This window comes from Candidatus Kapaibacterium thiocyanatum, from assembly GCA_001899175.1.
Lineage (GTDB): Bacteria > Bacteroidota > Ignavibacteria > Kapaibacteriales > Kapaibacteriaceae > Kapaibacterium > Kapaibacterium thiocyanatum.
Genome location: MKVH01000014.1, coordinates 26,060 through 51,070 on the forward strand (window position 1 = coordinate 26,060; position 25,011 = coordinate 51,070).

The 25,011-nt window shown below is 59.8% G+C and carries 20 protein-coding genes; 10 read left to right on the forward strand and 10 right to left on the reverse strand.

The genetic code is table 11. The features are described 5' to 3' along the window. Positions 1-23 precede the first annotated feature (23 nt). The 5 genes from BGO89_03450 (at position 24) to BGO89_03470 (ending at position 9,728) form a co-directional block, all read left to right on the forward strand. Positions 24-437 (forward strand): hypothetical protein, encoded by a 414-nt coding sequence (locus tag BGO89_03450; GenBank protein OJX58828.1) that lies wholly within the window; start codon positions 24-26, stop codon positions 435-437. Between the two features lie 116 nt (positions 438-553). Continuing rightward, a complete protein-coding gene (locus BGO89_03455) occupies positions 554-2,011 on the forward strand; it encodes an amino acid transporter (GenBank protein OJX58829.1) in 1,458 nt (485 codons plus the stop codon). Beyond that, positions 2,011-3,426 (forward strand): amino acid transporter, encoded by a 1,416-nt coding sequence (locus BGO89_03460; GenBank protein OJX58830.1) that lies wholly within the window; start codon positions 2,011-2,013, stop codon positions 3,424-3,426. The genes BGO89_03455 and BGO89_03460 overlap by 1 nt, the downstream gene beginning before the upstream one ends. Before the next feature lie 102 nt (positions 3,427-3,528). After that, a complete protein-coding gene (locus BGO89_03465) occupies positions 3,529-8,562 on the forward strand; it encodes a hypothetical protein (GenBank protein ID OJX58831.1) in 5,034 nt (1,677 codons plus the stop codon). Next, positions 8,559-9,728 carry a hypothetical protein gene (locus BGO89_03470; GenBank protein ID OJX58832.1) on the forward strand — a complete coding sequence of 390 codons (1,170 nt, stop codon included), beginning with the start codon at positions 8,559-8,561 and terminating at the stop codon, positions 9,726-9,728. The genes BGO89_03465 and BGO89_03470 overlap by 4 nt, the downstream gene beginning before the upstream one ends. On the opposite strand, the gene BGO89_03475 is transcribed toward BGO89_03470, so the two are convergent. Further along, positions 9,708-13,121 carry a hypothetical protein gene (locus BGO89_03475; GenBank protein OJX58833.1) on the reverse strand — a complete coding sequence of 1,138 codons (3,414 nt, stop codon included), beginning with the start codon at positions 13,119-13,121 and terminating at the stop codon, positions 9,708-9,710. The genes BGO89_03470 and BGO89_03475 overlap by 21 nt on opposite strands. Before the next feature lie 6 nt (positions 13,122-13,127). Further along, positions 13,128-14,390, reverse strand: coding sequence for a hypothetical protein (locus BGO89_03480; GenBank protein ID OJX58834.1), 1,263 nt, complete (start codon positions 14,388-14,390; stop codon positions 13,128-13,130). A gap of 71 nt (positions 14,391-14,461) precedes the next feature. Here BGO89_03480 and BGO89_03485 point away from each other — a divergent pair, with 71 nt between their 5' ends. Genes BGO89_03485 through BGO89_03505 form a run of 5 tightly spaced genes read left to right on the forward strand, consistent with a single transcriptional unit; the run spans position 14,462 to position 18,782 of the window. After that, positions 14,462-15,706 (forward strand): hypothetical protein, encoded by a 1,245-nt coding sequence (locus BGO89_03485; protein ID OJX58835.1) that lies wholly within the window; start codon positions 14,462-14,464, stop codon positions 15,704-15,706. Continuing rightward, the gene (locus BGO89_03490) at positions 15,703-16,716 is read left to right on the forward strand and encodes a hypothetical protein (protein OJX58836.1); all 1,014 of its coding nucleotides are present in this window, start codon (positions 15,703-15,705) and stop codon (positions 16,714-16,716) included. The genes BGO89_03485 and BGO89_03490 overlap by 4 nt, the downstream gene beginning before the upstream one ends. 9 nt (positions 16,717-16,725) lie before the next feature. Further along, positions 16,726-17,160, forward strand: coding sequence for a hypothetical protein (locus tag BGO89_03495; protein OJX58837.1), 435 nt, complete (start codon positions 16,726-16,728; stop codon positions 17,158-17,160). A gap of 24 nt (positions 17,161-17,184) precedes the next feature. Continuing rightward, on the forward strand, positions 17,185-18,156 hold the full coding sequence (locus BGO89_03500) for a hypothetical protein (GenBank protein ID OJX58838.1): 972 nt from the start codon (positions 17,185-17,187) through the stop codon (positions 18,154-18,156). After that, positions 18,153-18,782 carry a hypothetical protein gene (locus BGO89_03505; GenBank protein OJX58839.1) on the forward strand — a complete coding sequence of 210 codons (630 nt, stop codon included), beginning with the start codon at positions 18,153-18,155 and terminating at the stop codon, positions 18,780-18,782. The genes BGO89_03500 and BGO89_03505 overlap by 4 nt, the downstream gene beginning before the upstream one ends. 6 nt (positions 18,783-18,788) lie before the next feature. On the opposite strand, the gene BGO89_03510 is transcribed toward BGO89_03505, so the two are convergent. The 8 genes from BGO89_03510 to BGO89_03545 form a co-directional block, all read right to left on the reverse strand. Then, positions 18,789-19,784, reverse strand: a complete 996-nt coding sequence (locus BGO89_03510; GenBank protein OJX58840.1) for a dihydroorotase — start codon at positions 19,782-19,784, stop codon at positions 18,789-18,791. Next, a complete protein-coding gene (locus BGO89_03515) occupies positions 19,781-20,242 on the reverse strand; it encodes a hypothetical protein (protein OJX58841.1) in 462 nt (153 codons plus the stop codon). Before BGO89_03515 ends, BGO89_03510 begins: the two co-directional genes overlap by 4 nt. Then, positions 20,235-20,936 (reverse strand): isoprenoid biosynthesis protein ElbB, encoded by a 702-nt coding sequence (locus tag BGO89_03520; protein OJX58842.1) that lies wholly within the window; start codon positions 20,934-20,936, stop codon positions 20,235-20,237. Before BGO89_03520 ends, BGO89_03515 begins: the two co-directional genes overlap by 8 nt. Before the next feature lie 54 nt (positions 20,937-20,990). Beyond that, positions 20,991-21,263 carry a hypothetical protein gene (locus BGO89_03525; protein ID OJX58843.1) on the reverse strand — a complete coding sequence of 91 codons (273 nt, stop codon included), beginning with the start codon at positions 21,261-21,263 and terminating at the stop codon, positions 20,991-20,993. Continuing rightward, positions 21,256-22,035, reverse strand: coding sequence for a hypothetical protein (locus BGO89_03530; protein ID OJX58844.1), 780 nt, complete (start codon positions 22,033-22,035; stop codon positions 21,256-21,258). The genes BGO89_03525 and BGO89_03530 overlap by 8 nt, the downstream gene beginning before the upstream one ends. Continuing rightward, positions 22,032-22,952: a methionyl-tRNA formyltransferase gene (locus BGO89_03535; protein OJX58845.1), complete on the reverse strand. Its 921-nt coding sequence runs from the start codon at positions 22,950-22,952 to the stop codon at positions 22,032-22,034. The genes BGO89_03530 and BGO89_03535 overlap by 4 nt, the downstream gene beginning before the upstream one ends. Positions 22,953-22,954: 2 nt before the next feature. Beyond that, positions 22,955-23,530: a hypothetical protein gene (locus BGO89_03540; protein OJX58846.1), complete on the reverse strand. Its 576-nt coding sequence runs from the start codon at positions 23,528-23,530 to the stop codon at positions 22,955-22,957. A 134-nt stretch (positions 23,531-23,664) separates the two neighbouring features. After that, positions 23,665-24,978, reverse strand: a complete 1,314-nt coding sequence (locus BGO89_03545) for a hypothetical protein (GenBank protein OJX58847.1) — start codon at positions 24,976-24,978, stop codon at positions 23,665-23,667. Between the last annotated feature and the right edge of the window lie 33 nt (positions 24,979-25,011).

The window sequence follows — 25,011 nt, forward strand, 5'->3', positions numbered from 1 at the left end:
CGTGGGTCGGACAATACACAACCATGCTCCACACCACCAACTACACCGATACCTTCATAGAAGTCGCCGAGGATTGTCCTGCCACGTCGGGTGAGGTGCCGCCGCAGAAGGGCGATGCCAGGACGGTGGCTACGATCCATTTCGACATGATCCATAGCCATCCCTACAGATACACGTCCGACGACGTGATCTTCCAGGTCCATGCCCTGAAGAATGACGTCACGGAGAAGGAGATGGCCGCCGAACGGACGAAATTCTTCGCGAAAGGGCAGGCCTGCCTGCGTTGTTCGCCCCTGACGAAGCGCTACGGCTGGGGCGTTCACAGCGATTCCGAAGGAAGGGTGGCCCTCTATGCCGTCGATTCGGCCGAGTACGGGAAGCTGGCCAGGGACAAGGCGTTGGCCCATGTGAAGGGGATGCGGTCGAAACGTGCCTAGGGGCGGGGTAGGGGGCGGATGCGATCCCGGAAAGGCCCAACAATAACCCATCGTCTTTGCCGGTTCGTGCTATCTTTGCCCGATCGTAACGAGGGTTCTAATCATACGGAATAGGCATGGGATTCAACCTTACCTTCAAGAAGGACATCAACGAGCTGCAGAGCGATGCGGCTCACAACCATGACCTGAAAAGGACACTGTCGGCGTGGAATCTCGTCGCCCTTGGCATCGGCGCCATCATCGGTGCGGGGCTCTTTTCGTTGACGGGGATCGCCGCTGCCGATCATGCCGGTCCCGCCGTATCGATTTCCTTCGTCATCGCCGCCGTTGGGTGTGCCTTCGCCGGACTGTGCTACGCCGAATTCGCCTCGATGATTCCCGTCGCGGGCAGTGCCTATACGTATTCCTATGCGACGCTCGGCGAGCTCTTCGCATGGATCATCGGATGGGACCTTGTCCTCGAGTATGCCGTGGGTGCCGCTACCGTGGCCATATCGTGGAGCGCCTATCTGGTGAAGTTCCTCGAATACTTCAAGGTCCACTTGCCGCACTGGATGATGGCTTCGCCATGGCAGGTCGTGAAGATGGCCGACGGAACGGAGGTCAGCGGTATCATCAACATCCCTGCGATGGTGATCGTCTTCGCCGCCTCTTTCCTGCTGATCGTGGGAATCCAGGAGTCGGCGCGGGCCAACGCCATCATCGTCTTCCTCAAGGTCGCCGTCGTCATCGTCTTCATCGGCCTCGGCTTCATGTACATCAACTACGATAATCTCGATCCGTTCATTCCTGCCAATACGGGTACCTTCGGTTCCTTCGGATGGAGCGGCATCTTCCGCGGTGCGGCACTGGTCTTCTTCGCCTTCATCGGCTTCGACGCGGTATCGACTGCGGCGCAGGAAGCGAAGAATCCACAGAAGGACATGCCCATCGGTATTCTCGGTTCGCTGGCCGTCTGTACGGTCCTCTACGTGCTGTTCTCCTTCGTGATGACGGGCGTGGCGAACTATACGGAGTTCAAGGGTGCAGCGGCTCCCGTGGCCGTGGCCATCGATCACATGAACATCGCCTGGCTGAAGCCGGCCATCAATCTGGCCATCATCGCCGGTTATTCGTCGGTGATCCTGGTGATGCTGCTCGGTCAATCTCGTGTCTTCTTCACGATGAGCAAGGATGGCCTGCTGCCCAAGCTCTTCTCCGAAAGCCATCCCAAGTACAAGACGCCGTGGAAGAGCAACCTGCTCTTCGCCGTTCTCGTCGCCGTTTTCGCAGGTCTGGCGCCGATCACGCTTGTGGGCGAGATGACGTCGATCGGTACGCTCTTCGCCTTCGTGATGGTCTGCGCGGGTGTCATCATCCTGCGCAAGTCCGATCCCGATCGCCCGCGTCCGTTCAAGACGCCGCTGGTACCCCTGGTGCCGATTCTCGGTATCGTGGCATGTACGGCGCTTATGCTGTCGCTCGACCTCGAGCACTGGGCCCGTCTGATCATCTGGCTCGCCATCGGTCTCGTCGTCTACTACGGATACAGCGTCAAGAATTCCAAGGTTCGTCAAGCGGCCAGGAAGTCCTGATGTCGTTCCGCCGCTCCCTCGGTCCGCTCGATGCCACGATGCTCGTTGCCGGTTCAATGATCGGTTCGGGCATCTTCATCGTCAGCGCAGGTATCGCCGGTATGGTGCAGACGCCAGGTCTGCTGCTGGGTGTATGGGTGCTCACGGGCTTCCTGACCCTCATCGCCGCGCTCTCCTATGGAGAGCTTGCCGGTATGATGCCCGAGGCCGGTGGACAGTACGTGTACCTGCGAGAGGCCTTCGGGCCTCTCGCAGGTTTCCTCTACGGATGGACGTTGTTCACGGTGATCCAGACCGGTACGATCGCTGCCGTGGCGATGGCCTTCGCCAAGTTCACGGCCGTCCTGATACCGGGCCTGGCCGAGAGCCAAATCCTCTTCCATCTCGGGCCGGTATCCGTGAGTGCGGCACAGATCGTAGCCATTGCATCCATCATCGTGCTCACGGCCCTGAATGCCCGCGGTGTGAAGCTGGGCAAGATCGTGCAGAACATCTTCACCTCGACGAAGCTCGTCGCCGTCATCGGCCTGGCCGTCGTCGGTATCGCCATTGGGGTCGGAAGCGAAGCATGGACGTCCAACATGTCCGCATTCTGGAACGCTCCGGTCCTCGGCGCAGATGGTCCGTCCAGTATCCTGGCCGTGATCGCGGTAGCGATGGTGGGGACGATCTTCTCCAGCGACGCATGGAACAACATCACCTTCGTGGCCTCCGAAGTACAGAACCCTAAGCGCACGATACCGCTGTCGCTGTTCTGGGGCGTGCTGATCGTGACGGGGCTCTATCTGCTCGTGAACGTCGCCTATCTGAGTCTGCTGCCCATTCTCGGCTCGCCCGAGGGCGCTGACGTGATGTCGCGCGGAATCCAGTACGCCGTCAACGACCGCGTGGGAACGGCTGCTGCCGAAGTCATGTTCGGAACGAACGGCGCCTTCATCATGGCCATCCTGATCATGGTGTCGACGTTCGGCTGCAACAACGGTCTGATCCTGTCCGGCGCCCGGGCATACTATGCGATGGCCGTGGATGGCCTGTTCTTCGCGAAGGCCCGTACCCTGAACGGGAACGACGTACCTGCGACAGCTCTGTGGATCCAGTGCCTGTGGGCGGGTGTCCTGTGCCTGAGCGGTCAGTACGGCAATCTGCTCGACTACGTCGTGATGGCCGTCCTCCTGTTCTACATCCTGACCATCGTCAGCATCTTCCGTTTGCGGCGCCTTCGCCCGGATGCCGAACGTCCGTACAAGGCCATCGGCTATCCCGTCCTGCCGGCACTCTACGTCGTCCTGGCGTCGGCCATCTGCGTATGTCTGCTGATCTACAAACCGGGGTATACGTGGCCCGGTGTCGGTCTCGTGGCCCTGGGTCTACCCGTCTACTTCATCTGGACGAAGGGGAAGGGGCGGACGGCGTGACAGGCCAGCGGCCCTGAAGGTTCTTCGTATCTTCGCCGTCTCCCGCTGTAACGTTCCCGTCGAACCAGCGATTCTTGCATCGTCATGACCCAACGGATGCTTATGAACGCTTCCATCCGCGTTCTTCTCGTTCTCGTATGGTCGCTCTTCGCCATACGTGCCGCGGCACAATATCCCGCACAATGCGATACCCGCAAGGAATGCGTCGGTAATGCCGTGTCGTTGACGGTGTCGTCTGGCCGTACAGCGCACTTCATCGAGATATCCGGATATCCTACGCAACCCCGCCAGCAGGCGCTGACGGTGGAAATGTGGATCAACCTCGAGCGTCAGGCAGGTAAACGACAATTCCTGGGTGGATTGTGGGGGCCGAACAAGGATTACAACGATCAGTGGGTCTTCTATATCGACGAGGCCGACAGACTGACCTTCGAAGTCAATGCCGACGCCACGACGCTCGATCAGGCGGATAACACGATCGCCAGAGCGTCGGCCTCGGGACTGTACGGACGTTGGGCCCACGTAGCGGCGGTATTCGATGGCGGTGCAGCCACGGCAACGCTCTACATCGACGGTGCAGTCGCAGCCGGCCCGACCTCGAACCCGCAGTATCCCGCGACGTATCTCAAACCCCTCGAACGTCAGGACCTGACGACGCATATCGGCAGTTGCAACGGTCTGGCCGATAACGAAAACCTGAACAGGACGATGAAGGGGCTGGTGGACGAGATCCGCATCTGGAACCGTGCCCTCGCAGCGAGCGAGGTGCTGTGTCAGAAGGACCGCTCCCTCAACGGCAACGAGGCCGGGCTTCAGGTCTACTACCGCTGCAACGAACCGGTGGATAACATCCTTCAGCTCTGCGATGCCACGGGGAAACAGCACGTCGGACTCCTGCGTTCCGGCGCGAAGAACGAACGGTCGAACCGAACGCCTCCACGTACCGTGACGGTAAGTCCGTCGACCATCACCGAAGATATCAATTGCGATTCCACGCGGACGTGGACCTTCACCGTCACCGATACGTCCATCTGCGGTAGTTCGGCCACGGCCGTCGTGGCAGGGCCCGAATCGGCGCTGTTCACCGTCACGCCACGCAACATCCAGCTACTGCCCGGTCAGCCCGTCGTCGTGACCGTCGTCTATACGGGCACGAACGTCGGATACTTCGAGAACAACTTCGAGATACGTCCCGGAAACCGTTGCGGACAGGTGATGCGCGTAGCGATGAAGCTGACCCGCAACACCGAAATAAGCGTCTCGCGAAGCAGTATCGTGTTCGACACGTTGTTCGTCGGTTGCAAGGAAACGACGTCGATCGACTCCTCGATCACGATCTGCAATACGTCGGACAAGGTCGGTCAGCCCCGTACGATCACTCTCACGAACGTCCTGAACAACGAGCCGCTGGGGTATCGCATCATCAATGCGACGTTCCCGATGCAGCTCGCACCCGGGCAGTGCACGACGCTCGTCGTCCGTTCCTTCGTGCGCGACACGACGAACGACTACCTCGATACCCTGCAGATCTTCTCCGACGACAGATGTCAACGGACACCTGCGCGTATCGCGCTGAGCGGCAGGACGCAGGAGGTGATCTCGATCCGCAGCACCGACGGTTCGAAGCGCATCGATACCATGCGGTTTTCCCCGACGTGTCCGGATCTCGCCAGCAGCCCTCAATACTATACGTGGCAGAACCTGACGCTCGGTACGCTGACGATCGACACGATCATCGTTCCGCAGGACTTCACGCATTACAGGATCAGATTCCCGTTCCCGCTGATGCCGGCTACGGGGTATGACCCGATCGCCATCAGATTCCGTCCGCGCTCGCCCGGTATCAAGTTCGACAGCGTCATCATCCGTACCAGGATACAGGGCTGTACCATCGAGCGGGTCATCTACGTGACGGGCCGCGGGCTCGACAACAAGGTCTCGTGGCAGGTCAACGGCGTCGTCGATGCAGGATCCGTCATCGTCGGACAACAGACGACCGTCAACGTCGTCGCGAAGAATACGAGTCAGTTCGATACGCTGAACGTCTCGCTCTACGTCGAACGGGGCGAAGCCTTCACGCTCCTGGCAGGAACCGGACGCCGTATTCCGCCTGGAGATTCCGTGACCATTCCGGTCACTTTCCGACCGACCGACTCGCTCGAGTATCTCGATCGCCTGTGCCTGTTCGAAACGCGATGCTATACCGTCGACTGCATCGACCTCAGGGGCAAGGGCATTCTCCGTACCTACCGGTTCTCTCCCATCGTCATGGAAACGGAGAACGTGGTGGCCTGCGATTCGCGCGACGATACCGTCCATGTCGTCAACATCACGAATCAGGCACAGACGATGACCGACGTGGTCTTCGCCGATCAGAGCGGGGGGCGAATCACGGTGATCAGCCCACCATTGCCATGGACGACGTACACGATCGCCGCTGGAGATTCATTGCCGTTCATCTTCCGGTATACGCCGAACGACGTTACGCAGGATCGGGCGGACCGTGCCTACATCCGGTACAAGAGCGTCGGCGCAGACTGGCAGGTACAGTTGATCGCTACGTCGGCGACACCGAAGCTGTTCGTGACCCAGTTCACGGCATTCGGTACGGTAGAGGTAGGGGATCGCCGGCAACTCACGCTGATCGTGGAGAACACATCCGCACTCAAGGTGAAGGTCGACAGCCTGACCCTCGGTCCCGGCTTCACGATCGTCAGTACGAGCAGGCCCGTTCCAGTCGAGCTCGATCCGCGCGATTCCATCGCCGTCGTGGTCGAATTCGCACCGACGGCAGCACAGAACTACAACACCGATCTCACGGCGCATTCGACTACGCCATGTACGATCGAGGGTGCGGGCAACCTGCAGGGGCGAGGCGTCATCCTCGAACTCGAGAACGCCATCAGTCTCATCAACTTCGGATACGTACGGCCATGCGAGTGTTCGGAGCGCATCATGCCGCTACTGAACGCATCGCTCGTCCATCCGATGATCGTCGACTCGCTATGGATCGACAACGGAGGGACGGCGTCCTTTACACCTCAGTTCTATGCATGGCGCTCGAAGTTCTCGCCGAACGGAACCTTCCCGTACGAGATTCCGCCCAATACGAGGGACACGGTCTATCTTACGTTCTGTCCACGGTCACCGGCCGTCGATACGGCCACGACATGCCAGGCCATCGCTCATGTCGCCGCACATGGTCCGGGCTGGTCCAGGACGACGGAGACCTTCCTCGCAGGGAAACGCTCACTGACCTTCGCACCCGTGCCGACGCTCGTCCAGTTCGCACCTGGTCCTGTCGACGTCCTGAGCACGACGCCGTTGACGGTTACGGTAGGCATTCCGGACTTCACCGTCAACCCGACACAGGATACGGTGGTGATCGATTCGATAACGTTCGTTCCCGATGACCGCGTCTTCTTCATCACGAGTCCCGCCGCAGGGGCGATGCCGGTGACAATACGACCCGGGGAGAACCTCCAGATCGACGTCCGTCAACGTCCTCGTGCGCCGCGACTGTACGAAGCCCGCATGGTGTTGCACTACAGCAAGCCATGCAAGGGAACTGATACGACGGTCCTGGTGCGCGGCAGCGGCTATGCACAGACGAAGGGCCTTGCCTTCACGTTCGATCCACGACGTGTCGAGCCCGATACTTTCAATATGTATTCCTGCGATACGCTCGTCGTACCGGTCTATTCGTCGATCGTCATCGATGCCAGTGTGGTCGACATTTCGTTGCGCGTCGACTTCGATACGACGCAACTACGACTCGTCGACTTCCAGTCGCCGGTACTCGCACGGTCGTGTACGTCGATTTCCGGCGGGATCGCCTATACGCCGACCCTCACGCATGTACCATCACCCTTCGGCGGAAGAGCGGTGACGTGCAAGAACTTCTGTGGCGTCGACTCTCTCACGCCGTTCCTCTATGCGCGATTCGTGACGCTGAACAACAATGCTGCGAACAGTCCTATCACGGTGGACAGCGTCAATTTCGATACCGAGGACGTGATCCTGTATCGCCTCATCGCGACGGGCGACAGGGGGACGATCATCGCACGGCGCTCGGAGATCGAAACGCGGCTTGCCGTTGCATTCGACAGCGTGCGTATTCTCGACTGCGTGGATCGCCAACTGATCGTCCATAACGTCGGCGACGTCACGAATACGGTCGACGCACTGCTCGACCTTCCTGCCGGTGTCACCGTCGTGGGCAGCGTGCCCGCACTCGGCGACAGCGTCCTGCCGGGCGACAGTGCGGTTCTTACGCTGAGGTTCTGTCCGCGTGAGGAGCGCCCGATCGATACGAACGTCATCGCCGTCAGCGCCTATCCGTGCGAGACACGCGATACGACGATGGTCGGTGGGTATGGCTATGCCCCCGAGTTCGACCTGTCGTTCGCAGCGATGACAACGTTCTGGATACCGGACAGCCTTGGAGGTGCGATCGGCGATACGATCCATATCCCGGTCATGGTCGAGAAGGACATCAGCGCCACCTATCAGGGAACGACGTACTGGCTCAATGGCCTGAACTTCGGCATCGACCTGAGCTATAATGGACGAGCGCTGAAGTATCTCGATGCGGACTCGTTCGCGGAGCCGAATACGACCGTTACGTCGCCGATGCCCGGAGCTATCCTCATCGATGTCCGTTCCGCCGATACGGTGCGTGCAGGCCAACTGCTGCGATTGCGCTTCCTCGTCACCGTTCCCGATTCGATACGGTCGACGATGGCTGCGGTCGGTACGGGCTTCGTCTCGGATTCTCTGCAATTCCTCGACGTGGTACCGAAGACGATGATCACGCCGTTCGTGACGACCGGTTCGTGCAACATCACGGTACTGGAGTACACGACGGTCGGTGCCCCGGCCATGCGTATCGTGCCCAATCCTGCCGTATCGGAGGCGACGCTTCAGTTCCGCATGCAGGAAACGGTTCCTGTCACGGCCGTGATCTACAATGCGAGCGGACAACCCGTACGAGAACTGATGGATGGGTCGATGACGTTGCGTGGCGGAGAATATGCCGTGGCATTCACGACATCCGATCTCCCGTCTGGCGTCTATCAGATACGTCTGAGCGCAGGCATCTTCACGAAGACCGTTCCACTCGTCGTCGTCAAATGATGGATGTCGTCGTGCTCGGCGCTGGCGCCGCCGGATTGTTCTGCGCCGCAGTGGCCGCTTCCAGGGGCAAGCGCGTTCTGGTTCTGGAACACAACGATCGTCCAGGAAAGAAGATCCGCATCAGTGGTGGTGGTCGTTGCAATTTCACGAACGTCGGCACGACCCATCGGAACTTCATCTCCGACAATCCCGATTTCGCACGCTCGGCACTCACGCGATATACGCCACAGGACTTTCTCGATCTCGTCGAGCGTCATGGCATCGCATGGCATGAGAAGAAACTCGGGCAACTGTTCTGCGACGAGTCGTCGCAACGGATTATCGACATGCTCGTGGATGAATGCCGACGCAGCGACGTCGAGCTCCGTATGCGTGTCCGGGTCAAGGGTGTGAGGCGCGCCGACGACTTCATCATCGAAACGGACGGTGGTGATATCCACGCTTCGCACGTCGTCGTCGCGACCGGAGGACTGTCCATTCCCTCGCTTGGCGCGTCCGATCTAGGCTATCGCATCGCGCGGCATTTCGGTATCGCCCTGGTGACTCCGGGTCCGGCCCTCGTTCCGCTGACGTTCGACGATGCCTATGCCGCACGATTCGGATCGTTGAGCGGCATCAGCATCGATGCCGTGGCCAATGCCGGGAACGTGCCATTCAGGGAGAACATTCTCTTCACGCACCGTGGACTCAGCGGGCCTGCCATCCTGCAGGCATCGTCATACTGGAAGCCCGGTGAGGGATTGTCCATCGATCTTCTTCCGGATCATGGATGGAACGATCTCATACCCGATCAACTGCGTGAGCTCCGGACACTCGGTACCGTACTCTCGACCGTCCTGCCCAGGCGATTCGTCCAGCAGTGGAACGACGAGCGATATGGGATGCATGTGAATCGGACGCAACGTCGCGTTCTCGAAGCTGCCGTCCAGGACCTGAAGACATGGTCGGTGATTCCGAATGGTACGGAGGGATATGCGAAGGCCGAAGTCACGCGTGGTGGTATCGATACGCGTGCGCTGTCGTCGAAGACGATGGAGGTACGGTCCGTGCAGGGGCTCTACATGATCGGTGAAGTCGTCGACGTCACCGGGTGGCTTGGGGGATACAACTTCCAGTGGGCCTGGGCATCGGCATCGGCCGCGGGATCAGCGATCGCGGAGGCCTGACCTGCGCAACCGTCGTTCGACGGTACGGCCGATCGCTTCGTCGAGCGAGCGTTCGAGCACGACGATGTTCGCGCGATGCCATTCATCGGTATGCGTCCACCAGTCGCCCAGTCCAGCCGCCTTGGTGAACAGCAGGCGCGTCCGTACACGTCGTATCGCAGGCATCGTGCGCAGGCACATCCATGCATAGGCCATCATCTGCGGCAGGTACGGTGCGGCCCGTTGGCCGACGTCGGCCGCAGACGCTACATGGGAGGTCTTCCAGTCCCACACTTCCACGATATCGTCGTCGACCGTCATACGAACGTCGATGACGCCTTGCAGGATCGTATCACCGAAGGCCGCGATGAGAGGCTCTTCCACGATTGCGTGGTCGAAGACCATGCCCGCGACAGGTGTGGCATGCAACACGGCCAGCACTTCGCCGATGGCGAATGTCCGTACGTCGGGTGTGATGATCCGCGTGTCGAGCAGCGTTTCCAGTCGTGCACGTTGTTCCGCCTCGTTCATGGTCACTGCCGGTAGCATGTGTTGCAACAGGAAGTGCATGAGCGTTCCATAGGCCGGTCCGGTGCTCGAATCGATACCGGTCTCGATCGTCGATGCACTCGGTTCATCGAGCATGGCCAGTGGATCGAGGAGATCCGTCGCCGTGAGGATGTCGGGGCGATAGTCGATCGCGAGCGGTGCGGAGAGGTCGAGGACGTCGCGTTTTGTGGTGTCCGGAGGCACATAGCCGGCGGCGTCGTATCTCCCGTATCGTCCATGAATGATGAGGCCATTGGAAAAGGCCCATGCGTCCGGGCGATCCGCGATGGGAGAACGCGCATCGAGTACGGGCTGCAGGAGGGCGTTCAGTCCCTTCGGTGCCGAGAGGAATCCCCTGGAGGTGATCCCGAACGGCATACTGACGAGCAGATGATCCCTGGCACGGGTCATTGCGACATAGAGAAGTCTCCGTTCTTCCGCACCATCACGCAGGATCGTCGCCTGACGATTGATGTCGTGCATGAAGGATGTCGGGCGCTCGACGGCGCGACCATCGCTCCGGTAGATCCTGTCGGTCAACGACAGGGTGAGTCCCATCTCGTCCGACCATATCCAGCCCGGCGGTGGTACGCCTGCATTGGTATCGGCGACGATGACGACGGGGAATTCCAGACCCTTCGATGCATGGATGGTCATGACCTGCACGGCGTCGGGATCCGCCATGAAGGTACGTTCCGCCTCCGTATCCCGTTCGGACGGAGGTGTCAACGCATCCACGAGATCGCGTAGCGTCGCACCGGCAGATGTACTCGTATCGTCGAGAATGTCGAGAGCCTTGTCGACGTTCGCGACGATCTGATCCCTGCGTCGATCACCCGCTATGGAAGGATACCATCGTGACGACGACAGCGCACGGCGGAGCACTTGCGTCGGCGGAATGAGGCCGATCGTCGTCCGCGCTTCATCCAGTACCTTCCATGCCGCCTGAAGGGATTCGCCTGCACTACCGTTCCTGACCATGCCGGAGAGGGCATCCCATGCCGAGACCGGGGAGCCGGCGATACGGACCAGGTCGATGTCGTCGACCATCATCATCGGAGAGCGCAGGACGCAGAACAGTGCCAGATCGTCGGCCGTATCGCTGCACCAGAGCAGCAGGTTGCGGAGGTCCGCGATTTCGGGCCGCGAGAAGAATGCCCGCCCACCGTGTGCCTGGTATGGAATGCCCAGCGTACGCAAGGCGTCGATCATGACCGGAATGGCCGTCGTACGGCGTACGAGGATGGCGATGTCACCGGGGCCGACTCGCCGCAGGCCCGACGCATCTTCCACATGGAGCGGTATCGTGCCGTTCAGGATGTCTGCGACGCCACGGGCGCAGTTGCGCAGTTCGGCCGACAGCGCGGAGTCGTCCACGTCCCGCTCGTCGGCTTCACCGGAAAGCTGTGTGGCGATGATCGTCATGGAGCCGAGACCGTCGGGCGCGATACGGCCGCAGGCGAGGTCGGTGTAGGCTACGTCGTAGTCGCTGGCCTGACGGAAGATGTCCGCGCAGAGCGTATTCACCGCCGTCGCCAGTCCGGGAGCCATCCGGAACGACGACGTCATCTTCACCGTATGCCCGATATCGTCAGCCGCCTTGCGGAACAGGCGCACATCGGCTTCGCGGAACCCATATATACTTTGTTTATCATCACCGACGATATAAAGATTCGGAGCGCGGAGCAGGTCGACGATCTCGTACTGTAGGGGATTCGTGTCCTGGAATTCATCGACCATCAGGAAGCGGATACCTCTGCGGACATCCGCGGCGATGCGTTCGTTGCGCAGGAGGTCCCGTGCCATGAGCATCATGTCGTCGAAATCCATACCGTTCCGTTCGATCTTGGCGGCTCTGTAGTGCCTGGCCGCATCGGCGGCGAGATCGAGGACGGTATTCATGCAGTCGATCTGCAACAGTTCCGCATCAGTATCGATATCGGCCGTGGCGAACGATGCGATACGTTCCCACGTCGACTTCGAGATCGGTGTGATATCCCGTACTTCCGGAAAGGCTGCCTGCGCGGACTTCTTGTGTCCGGTGCCACCCTTTGTATAGATGGTGCCGATGAGATGGATGGCTTCTCCGATGATGAGAAGCGAGTCGTCGTGCGCACCGTATCTGAGTCTGTCGACGATGCCGTCGATGGTTCCGATCGTCGTTGCGGCTTCCACGATACCGTTGCCGAGCAATGCGACGAGATTCGTACGAACGGTCAGGAGCAGCGATATCACCGATGAGCGGGCTACGTAGGGCCACGTCTGCAGCCGATGTTGCAGCAGATCCGCCTCGTCGGAAAACCGGCGCCGCCATTCGTCAATGCGGCTGGCCCGTTCGGACGATGTTCCGAAGGTCATGACGAGCTGCTCGACGTTCGGAGGATCGATTTCATCGAAGAGACGCAGCAGGCGCTCGCGTCGATCGTCACCGGACTGCAGCCACATCCGGACGGTCTGCATTACGGCATCCCGTTGCAGGGAGTACGTTTCACGCGGTCCGAGTTCGCGCATGTCGGATTCGAGTCCGAGCTCGTCGGCATACTGCGTGATCAGGCCGCCACAGAAACTGTGGAAGGTACTGATACGAGCCGTGCCCATATGCTGTGCCCATTCGCGGGCCTGGATACCGATCGTCGGATCGTCCTGCAGATCGTCGAGCCGTTCGCGGATGCGACTGCGCATTTCCGCGGCGGCCTTGATCGTGAAGGTGATAGCCACGATCTCGTCGAGTTGCGCTTCGCCGGCCAGGAGAATATTGACGAAACGTTCCGTCAGCACTCTGGTCTTGCCCGAACCGGCATTGGCGAGGACCGCCAGATGGCGGTTCGTCGACAACGCTTCCTGCTGTTCGGGAGTGAACATCATGATCGGTCAGTCATCGGATGGTGAGGGCAGTATCAGGCAGCGACTCCATCGATCCGGACGGCACCAGCGCCGGGCTGCCGCATTGACGTCGTCGATGGTCACGGCGTTGATCCTGTCGATCGTCACATAGGGATCTTCGGGAACGCCGTCTTCGAACATTCCCTTGCCGAGCATCGTCATCCGTGCCGTCAGTGATTCGAGCGACATGATCTTGCCTGCACGCATCTGTTCCTTTGCCCTGCGCAGTTCGGCGGGACGCAGACCCTCGCGTGCGACCAGCGCCAGTTCTTCGTCGATGACGGCCAGTGCGCGATCACGGCGCTGCTCTTCCACACCGGCGTAGATGGCGAAGATTCCGCAGTCGACGAACAGTTGCAACTGCGAATAGACGTTGTAGGCCAGTCCCTTCCGCTCGCGCAGACGTACGTTCAGTCGCGAGGACATTCCGTCTCCCAGTGCCGTGTTCAGCAGCATCAGGGCGAACCGTTCGGAATCGCGGTGACCGGGTACGCGCACCTGCCAGAGGATGTGGGCCTGCTGGACCGGACGCTCCATGGTCAACGACGAGGTGGAGAGAGAAGGAGGGGCCTTACGCGACAAGGCACGGCCTCGCGGGCGCACATTCGTCAACGTGCGTTCGGCCAGTGCGATGAAGTCTTCGGGGTCGACGTTGCCCGATACCGTGACGATCAGCGACCCCGCATGATAGTGGCGGGCATGGAAGTTCCGGACATCGTCGGCCGTGATATTCGCCACGCTGTCCACCGTGCCCACGATGGGAACTCCCAGCGGGTGCCTGCCGAACATCTGTCCTTCACCGGTATCGAAGATGAATTCTTCGGCTTCGTCCTCGTATGAACGGATCTCTTCGGTGATGATCGTACGTTCCTTCTCCACATCCTTCGGATCGAAGACCGGATTCAGGACGACGTCGGCCAACGTACGGAATACGGCGGGGAGGTGTTCGCGCAGGGTTCTGACGTAGTAGCAGGTCTCTTCCTTCGTCGTATATGCGTTGGCATAGGCTCCGACGTTCTCGAAGTCCCTGGCGATGCGCTGCGTCGTACGTCCGGGTGTGCGTCGGAACGAGGTATGTTCGACGAAATGGGCCACGCCTGCCTGGGAGCGGGGTTCGTCCCGTGTACCGGCCCGTACCCAGATGCCGACGGCACACGAATCCACGGACGGTACGCGATCGACGATGACCGGAATTCCGTTGGACAGGCGGGTCGTGAGGGGAGAATATACCGAGCGTGAGGTCGTATCCATACCGTCATCATTGGAAGGAGAGCCCAAATATAGCACCGGGTAGGCAGTGACCGTTGGCCGTGATCCGGGATATGGCCATTTTCGTATCCGAGTATCACAAGGGGAACATGCGAGCTCTCATCCGCCTGTTGCTGTCGTTCGACAATCTGATGATCACCATCGCCACGTGTATCGCGGCGCTGCTGCTCTATGTCGTGCCGCAGAACTTCGACTTTCTCAGCCCGCTTTCCCAGGCCCTCGGAGACGTTGATCTCACGGACATCGTGCTGTCCCAGCTCCGTGGCGACGATCATGTCGACGTCGACACGTCGATCGTTCTGGTCAACATCGGTAACGGAGACAGGGCACAGATCGCCGAACAGCTCCGGAACATCAGCCGTTTCGAGCCGGCAGCCGTAGGTCTCGATGCCTTCTTTCTCGCACAGAAGGACGTCGAGCTGGATTCTGCTCTCGCACGGGCGCTGGCCGCGACACCGAATCTCGTGATGGTGTCCAGGCTCGAAGCCGACGACGACGGAACCTCGTTCCACGACCTCGTGCGCAGCCGCCCGGAGTTCGGTCATAGTGCCTATACCGGATTTGCCAACCTCGTCACCGAAGAGGAGAAGGACGTGAAGACGTGCCGCGAGGTATCGTTCGAGGAGAAGGTCGATGGCCGGACGGAACCGTCATTCCCCATCGCCCTGGCCACGATCGTCGCCCCGGACAAGGCGCGTACCGCTCTGGCACGCGAGCAGACGACGGAGACCATCAACTTCCGTGGCAACCTCGGGAGCTTCTACCACATCGACGTCGAGCAATCGCTCGATCCGGGGGCCGACCTCTCCGTGGTCAAGGGCAAGGTCGTCCTGATGGGCTTCCTCGGAGACTACATCGGCGAGAAGAGCGTGGAGGACAAGTTCTTCACGCCCATGAACGAACAATACGTGGGACGCAGTCTGCCGGACATGTACGGTGTCGTGATCCATGCCAATGTCCTGTCCATGATCCTGTCGGGTGAATACATCGCGACGGCGACATTCGCCCAGAATCTTTTACTCGGTATGTGCGTACTCGTCCTGAACGTTTTGACGTTTACGTACATTTACACCCGGTACGAAGCCTGGTACGATACACTTGCCCTGGCCATCCAGCTCGTGGAGTCCCTCGCGATCTTCTATGGAACCATCGTTCTGTTCGATGATTACCACGTCAAGATCAATCCGACACCGGCGCTCCTGGGCGTCTTCCTCGTCGGGACGGTCCATGATCTCTATCAGGACTCGTTGAAGAAAATCATCCTTCGTACCTTCCGAAAGAAAAGGGCAGAACAATGAGAGCGATACTCCTGACGATGTTCCTGTGTGCAGCCGTGACGGTGACGTCCGCGCAGGACAGATTCAAGGTTCTTGCGGTGCGGGGCAAGGTGACCTGCAATGCGGGATCGGTCCGTCTAGGTATGAAGCTTGGTCTCAAGGAACGCGTCACGGTAACGAAGGGCGGCTACGTCAGTCTCGCCCACAACAACGGCCGCACACTCGAGCTGAGCAAGGAAGGCGCATACAAGATCGCCGATCTCGACAAGGCGGCCACCAGGAAGAGCTCCAGCGTCAGCGGCAAGTTCGCCGCCTATGTCTACAACGAACTGACCGAGGTCGACGAGCCCATCGCATTCAAGGACGATCACAAGGGGCGCATGAAGACGGTCGGTGCCGTCGAGCGTGCGGATGGCGATGACGTGAGCGTCGTCGATACCATCGATGCCGCAGTAGGTGGTATGGGCGAGGCACGACAACTGGCGGTGGTCGCATACAACGGTATGGCCAGGGGGAAGGAACTCGTCGCCATCATGCCCCGGCATACACGACTGATCGGCGATAGCGTGACGTTCGTATGGCACAGGCTGCCGAACACGTCGAGATACAAGGTCGTCGTTCTGGACCGTGAGAACAGGGAGATATTCGGCCGTGACGTATCGGATACGTCGATGATGGTCACGACGGCGCAACTGCCGCTGACGCCTGGCCAGGTCTACTTCTGGCACGTCGAAGGTGGGGGCGGCGTCCGCTCGGACGAGTACGCTCTCTATCGTCTGACGCCGGCGGAGCGTGCGGAGGCCGAAGCCGTGGTCCATGGGGCGAAGGACGACATGGACGACGATCAGTCGGCTATCGCACGGCTGATTCTCGCCGCTGCCTATGAAGATCAGGGATTGATGTACGACGCACATCGTGCGTATATCGACGCGGTGAATATCGCACCGGGCGTACAGAACTACAAGCGCCTGCATGCCGAGTTCCTGCGCCGTCAGGGATTGAATTACGACGCCTATCAGGCGTATCGATAGGAGAACTACATGACGCCGGTACAACTCTGGCTCGTCGCTGCCATCGTTCTGTTCATTCTCGAAGTTATCACACCAGGCTTCGTTCTGGCAAATTTCGGCGTAGCCGCTCTCGCCGCAGGTGTTGTGGCATGGGCCGGCGGGGGAGAGATCGCCCAGGTCATGACTTTCTGTATCGTCTGCCTGCTGTCCTTCGTGACCATCCGGCCCTTCCTGCAGAAGACCATCTTCCGTGAAGGAAGGCGTGCGCGTACGGGAACGGATGCGTTGATCGGTCGCATGGCGAAAGTATCGGAAGACATTCCATCGGCACCCGATACCGGGCGCGTGCTCATCGACGGCGACGACTGGCGTGCCATGTCGCTGAACGGTGGCGCTATCCATGCCGGGGCCGTGGTGCGTATCGTGCGGGTAGACAGTACGACCGTCATCGTCAGCGAACAATAGTCATTCATTCAGCAAGGTCTCGTCATGGAATATGTACTCGGTGCATTGGTCCTGTTCGTCCTCGTCCTTCTCATGAAGGGTATCCGTGTCGTTCAGCAGGCGGAGACGATCATCATCGAACGTCTCGGCCGCTATCACAGGACGCTGGAAAGCGGCATCAATATCATCATCCCGTTGATCGACAAGCCGCGTCCGATCGACTGGCGCTTCGTACGCACCGATCCGTCCGGCAAGAGCCTGTACATCGCCATGCGTACGCCGAAGATCGATCTGCGCGAAACCGTCTACGACTTTCCGCGCCAGGGTGTGATCACGCGCGACAACGTGACGATCGAGATCAATGCCTTGCTCTACTTCCAGGTCGTGGAACCGATGAAGGCCGTTTACGAAATCTCCAATCTTCCCGATGCGATCCAGAAGCTGACGCAGACGACGCTGCGTAACGTGATCGGGGATCTCGAGCTCGACGAGACGCTGACGTCACGCGATACCATCAACAGCAAGCTGCGGGCCATCCTCGACGAGGCATCGCACAAGTGGGGCGTGAAGGTCAATCGCGTCGAGTTGCAGGACATCATCCCTCCGCGGGACATCCAGGAAGCGATGGAGAAGCAGATGCGTGCGGAACGCGATCGTCGTGCCACCATCCTCACGGCCGAAGCCAGCAAGAAGAGCGCCGTCCTCGAGTCGGAAGGTATGCGCGAGTCGGAGATCAATCGTGCAGAAGGCGAGAAACGTTCGCAGATCCTCATTGCCGAGGGCGAAGCCGAGGCGCGGATGCGTGTTGCCAACGGAGAGGCCGAAGCCATCAAGAGCGTCGCTTCGGCCGTCGCACAGAGCAAGGGCGATCCCACGCAATACCTGATCGCGATCCGTTACATCGAGGCCATGAAGGAAATGGCGATGAACGGTAACAAGACGGTCTTCATGCCCTATGAAGCCAGCGGTGTTATGTCGTCGCTCGCCGCCATGAAGGAGATCTGGAAACAACCATGATGACGTACCTGGTTGTCCTTTCACTGGTCGGTGCCAGTCTTCATGGAATGACGGTATCCGACCCCGATGATGTCTGGAAGGCCCTCCATCAGCGGATGAGGGCCTTCGACACGACGCTGGACTATACACAGGTACGGATGGCCTACGTCCGGTCCTCGGCATACGATCCGTACGGTGAGTTGTCGATGAGCGATATGATCATGGATGGGGTTCGTGCTCTGGCAGCCGGTAACACCCGACGCGCACGAACCCTCCTGGATTCTGCCGTAGCTGGACAACCACTGAACGTGCAGGCAAATATTGCCATGGCTACGTTTTTGGAACGTATCGGACGGAATGATACGGCTAAGGCATACAGGAGAATTGCGAATGGAGTATTGAGTGCCCTGATGTCGTCCGGGAATGGGCGCTCTGCTTCTACGGCGATGGTGGCTATCAGTACCGGCGAAGAATATGCCTATATGACCATGTTCAACCTGACGCCGCTATTCGAGATAACACGGTACGTCGATGGCAAGCGGTATAATCTGCGTCAATGCCAAACCGCAGATGGTGACACAGTGCGAATTTGGTTCAATATCGATCTGTCGATCGAACGTCTGTCCCGAACGACACGGGAAAGATAGTACGGATCACTCCGGTATCACCGACCACGGAATCGTCCTGCCGGCCCACATCGGTACCACGGAGCCGTAACGTTCGGGAATGGTCATGGCCTCGTTCGTCAATCGTATGGTGCGTTCGGGAGGCTGGATACGATAGATGCGCTTCGCATTGTCGCTCACGAAGGCCTGCAGACGATCCAGCGCGTGATGACGTTCGAACAGCTCACCGAGCAAGGGCAGGATGATTGGGGCGGTGAAGACGCCGGCCGCGCATCCGGGACATTCCTTCTTGTCGATAGGATGCGGCGCACTGTCGCTGCCGAACATCAGTTTCGGGTGGGCCTCCAGCGCCGCTTTCAGCAAGGCGTCGCGGTCCTCGGGGCGCTTCGCGATAGGCTTGCAGAACAGATGGGGATTCATGAGGCCACCGACGACGTCATCGAGCGTGATGATGAGGTGATGCAGCGTTACCGTCGCATGAAGATTCTCGTACCGGTCGAGCAACGTGACGGCATCGGCGGTGGTGATGTGTTCCATCGTGATCCGCAGGCGCGGGAACCGTTCCGCGAGATGACGATAGACGTCGCAGAATTCACGTTCCCGATCCATCACGAAGCCGTGCGTTTCGCCGTGGACGAGCAGGGGAATGTCCTGTTCCTGCATCATGGCGAAGACGTGATCCATCTTCCCGATCTCCTGGACACCCGCTTCGCTGTTCGTCGTGGCACCGGCGGGATAGAGCTTGATGCCGATGATATGCGGCTTCGCGGCAGCGAGTTCGGCTTCCGTATAGTCGCGGAAGAACAGCGTCATGTAGGGCTCGAACGCATGCGGGGCGACGGCTGCACGGACTTCCTCCGTATACCACAGAAGGCGCTCGACGGAGTTCACCGGCGGGAGCAGGTTGGGCATGATGACGCCACCGGCGAAATGGCCGGCGGTGAGTGGAGCCACGAGACGGAGCATGTCGTCCTGCCTGAAGTGCAGGTGCATGTCGAGCGGAGAGCGGAGGGTGATGGTCATGATCGTTCCGGATATGCGGGAATGTCGGGGCACATGTCGACGACGCCATCGGCATCCACATGTGCGCAGTAGGCCGTGAAGCCGTTCGTCAGAAGGACGTACGGCGCCTTCAGCGTGATGTTGTACCAGGCGGACTGGCGTAGCGTATCGGCGGTGACGGGGACGCTCGGTGCCTTGCATTCGACGAGGAGGAAGGGCTTGATGTCGGAATCCACCCACAGGATGTCGTAGCGCATACCCTGCTTGTCGATCGTCCGTTCGATGGAACCGTGCCCGATGGGATAGCATTTGTCGTTGATGAGCCAGTTGATGACGTGCTGTCTGACCCACTCTTCGGGTGTCAGCACGACGTACTGTTTACGGATGACGTCGAAGATGCGCACCGTACCGTCCTCGGTCCGCACGCGAGGTGCGATCGGAGGGAAGATGAGGGACGGTAGTGCGATCAACTCAGACATGAAGAGGATCCGGCGTCAGCATGGCGAAGAGGGCTCCGATGGCTTGCTGGACGTTGTCGTGGACGTCGACGATGGACGCTTCCATCATGTAGCACGGTGCCGTGATGATGTTGTTGCCGGCATCGATCGTGACTTCATGGACGGAATTCATATGCGTTCGTGCATCAAGTTTCTCCATGCCTGCGTTGACCTCGGCGATATCGTAGGGCGAAGCCTCTTCCGTCGTTCCGACGGTCAGATGCGGCTTGACGCCGGATCCTTCGAGAGCTTTCGCGATGACGGTAGGTCCCATGCAGAGACCGACGACCGGTTTTCCTGCGTGGACCATGGAGACGATGAGGTTCTTCACGGCAGGCAGGATCGTCCCATCGGGACCATCGAAGGCCCATGAGGTGAGATTCTTCGCATCGCCGAATCCACCGGGAATGACGAGCGCATCGATCTCGTCGATCGTGATATCGGCAACGTTCCGGATGTCGCCGCGGGCGATGCGCGCCGCCTCCGTGAGGACATTACGCTGCTCCGGCATTTCGTTGCCGGTACGATGGTCGATGACGTGATGCTGTCGTACGTCCGGAGCCAAGCACAACGATGTCCCTCCACGTTGACCGATGGCCAGCATGGTGAAGACCGATTCCTGGATTTCCGCGCCGTCGTAGACGCCGCAGCCTGAGAGAAGTATGCCGATGGTCATGGTATTCTGTCGATGGTGATGATGTCGTCTGTTGGAGCTGGCGGCGGGCAGGACTCATCGTCGTCCGGTCCGCATCATATCCTTCGTCTTCTTCGTGAACATGTAGACGATGAAGAGAAAGGCCACGCCGTTGGCCCAGATGATACTGACGTCGGAACGGATGATGCCGTAGAGCAGCCAGAGAAGGCTGCCACAGAGCATCAGGCCGAGCATGCCGATGCTGAGCTGATCGACGGCCTGCGTACGCCATACCTTGAAGGCCTGTGGCGCCAGTGCGAAGGTGGAGCAACTGCCGGCCATCAGACCGAGAATCGTAACGTCATCCATGGAACGTCAATCGATGGTAGGCAGCCGTGATACGTTCGGGATGATTGCTCACCACGGCCTGGATGCCGTACGACAGTGCCTTGCGGAGATCGTCTTCCGTGTTGACGGTATAGACGCCGACAGGAAGTCCGTGAGCACGGGCATCGTTGGCGCGCGCGTGGGTGAGCTCCTGAAGCGAGCAGCCGTAGGCATCGGCTCCGCAAGCGCGTACCACTTCGCTGGGCATGCGCTTGTCGCCGGGAACGTTGATGGCGACGGTATGGAGCGTATTGTCGATCGACTTCACGAGAGCCAACGTGCGATGATCGAACGAGGCGAAGGCCATGAACGGTCCGATGCCGACCCGATGGACGAGTGCGACGAGGTCGTGGATATCCTGAACGGTCGATGGGTCGTCGTCCTGCATCGGCTTCAATTCGATGTTGAGATAGGCGCGCCCCTCGAGTGCGGACAACGCTTCGCTCAGCAGGGGCACACGTTCACCCGTGAACAGCGGCGAGAACCAGGAACCTGCGTCGAGCTTGCGGAGGTCGGCGAGCGGTGTACGGCGTACGTAGCCATGACCGTTCGTGGTGCGGCCGAGTATGGCGTCGTGGAATACGACGAGTTCGTGATCGGCCGTCGTCTGCACATCGAGTTCTACCATACGTGCGCCACCTTCCACGGCCATACGTAGTGCGGCGAGGGTATTCTCCGGTGCCATGCCGGAAGCGCCGCGGTGGGCGACGACGAAGAATGGTGTGGACCGGACGAATCGTGCGAGTGGAATCACGCAAATGTTCCTTCGACGGGGCCGCGATAGCCACGAAGCATGTCGGTCGTCTGCATGCGCTTCTTGCCGGGAGTCTGGATCTCGCTCAACAGCAATGCACCATCGGCACATCCTGCGAGCAGGCCATACGGCGTCATGCGAAACGTTCCCATCGGACATGTTTCGTCTGCGGGTGCGGCGTGATAGATCTTGAGTACTTCGCCGTTCCAGTGCGTCCATGCGCATGGTACGGGCGAAAGGCCATGGATGAAGTTACGCACATCGTGCCGTTGTTTCGTCCAGTCGATCCGGCTCGTCTCGCGGAATACCTTCGGCGCTGGCGAGGCCAGCGATTCCAGTTGCAGGATGGGAGCCGTCGTGCCGTCCAGGAGCATCCGCACGGTCTGTACGGCACAGTCCGCGGCCAGCGGCATCAGACGGGCATAGAGCTCGCCTGCCGTCATGCCGTCGGGAACGTCGCAGCGTTCCTGCAGGAGGATGTTGCCGGTATCCACGACGTCGTTGAGTAAAAAGCTGGTAACACCCGATTCCCGGTCGCCGTTGATGATGGCATGATTGATCGGTGCCGCACCACGGTAACGGGGCAGAAGGGAGGCATGGACGTTGAAGGCGCCGAGGCGGGCCATCGTATAGATGGTGCGGGGAAGGATACGGAATGCGATCACGCACAGGATATCGGGTTCGAGGGCGGCCAGTGTCTCGGCGAAGGCGGGGTCCTTCAGCGACGCGGGCTGAAGAATCGTGTCGATGCCGAGATCCAGGGCTGCCCGCTTGACCTCGGACGGCTGTACGTTGAGTCCGCGTCCTCGTGCCTTGTCGGGAATGGTGACGACTGCGCGGACACCGAATCCGGTATGCAGGGCCTGCAGTGCGGGTACGGCGAATTCAGGCGTTCCCATGAAGATGATCGAGGACATGGTCAGCCGTGCATCGTTGGTTGATTCGTGAGGTTGCCGACGATGGACGCCTCGATGGCGCCGAACTCCGTCAGGCGCTGCTTGACGACGTCATGCGGGAAGTACTCGCGGGCGATGTCGGTATAGGCTCTGTAGTGTCCGGCTTCCGATGCCAGCAACGATCTGTACAAGGTTCGCAGCACGTCCGTGTCGGCATGCTCCGCGAGCAGGGAGAACCGCTCGCACGAACGGGCTTCGATGAAGGCGCCGACGATGAGAGAGTCGAGCAGCCTGTATGGTTCCGCCGTACGGATGTGTTCGTGCAAGGCCTTGGCGTAGGCATTTCCCGTATCGGGTGTCAGTGTGATACTCCGTTGTTCGAGTTCACGAACGACGAGGTCGAAGTGTTCGATCTCTTCCTTGGCGAGATCGATCATGTCCTTCACGAGACGCATGCGGTCCGGATACCTGTTGATCATGGCCAGGGCAAAGGCTGCAGCCTTCTTCTCGCAATGGGCATGGTCGATCAGTATCTGTGCATGATGGGCATTGGCCACGGCCACCCATCCCGGATTGCTTTCACATTGGAGGCAGAGCATGGGACAAAGATATGACCGAAGCGAGCCATGGCGGGTATGTAATATGCTCCGGCCGCACGTGGACACGACGGCGCCGCCGTATCCGTTCGGACAGGGCGGCGTCATGGATCCGTTCCGTGGTACGAAGGTATCTCCTACTTCAGGAGTTCCAGGGCCTTCTGTACGATACCGGCGAATCTGGCGTCGTCCACGGGTTCCTTCGTATTCATCCACGAACAGGAGATCGAATACCAGTCCCCGTCGGTCGCGCGAAGGAGGTAGGTCATATTGATGACGCCGGGCTCGGAGCCGCCCTTGTAGCCTGCATAGCTCCAGCGACGTTCGTCAACCGTGACTCCCTTGTTGATGCCGAGGACTCCGAGAACGGGAGAGAGCTTCGGCTTGTCGGCCTGCATGCGGAGCCAGTTCATGGCCTTCGTGAGATCGGGCGTGGTGGCGAACCATTCGACCTTGTCCGGTATCACCACCTTGTCGGCCATGGCTACGTCGGACAGGGGAAGGGGAGCTATTTCCTTGCCGAGCATGTCCATGCGTTGTTTCGCATCGAGGGAAGCGTATCGTTGGGCACGGGAAGCGTCTTCGGTGAACTTGATGAGGAACATGTCACGCGTCGTCATGAACGGACTGTTGAGTACGGATTGCCTGTGCCCCATGACCGCCTGGATGGCTTCCACCTTGTCGCGTCCGAGATGGAGAAGGAGATGATCCGTTGCCGTGTTGTCGGAAATGCTGATCATCAGCGATGCGAGCGTGTGGAGCGTGACGGGTGAGCCATGTGGCCACTTCTGCAGGATGCCTGACGGTAACGAGAACCTGTTCGAATCGAGAGCGATGACTTCGTCCCATCGATGCTGCCCTGCATCGATGCTCCGCACGAGCTCGCCCAGAATGTAGAGCTTGAAGGTACTGCCGATCGGCAGTGCCGCATCGGGATTGTAGGAGGCGACGGTCGTTCCCTTCGTCAGATTGACGGCATGGAGTGACGTCGTACCGGGGAAGGTCTTGAGATCGGCCAGGAGGCTGTCCATCGTGGCGACGTTCTTCGACGGCGGACGCAGCATGAGGCCGGAAATGCGGTGAGGCGGTTGCGATTCGATACGGATGTCGACGGGGACAGTGTATCCGCCCGACGTCTGCATGGCCGTCGAAGCTGCCCATTCACCTTCGCGCTTCGTCAATGCCCATCCCGTGCACGTTCCTGCCATCGTCTGAAGCTGCTGGATACCGGCCAGGAGTCGTGGGATCGGGACTGCCTTGACGAATTCGTTCGTGAACATGGTGTCGAGACCACCGGGCATCGGCGTGAAGGACGTGCAGAGCTGATCCATACGTCTGCTCAGGGGGTCCCCTCCGGATGCCGGTTCCAGGGCGAACGCCGAACCGGCGCCGACGACGCAGGAAATTCCGATGATAAACGAACGTAGCATCCGGGGCATGAACGTCTCCATAGTGGTGGATGGAACTGGCATGATTTTTACTTC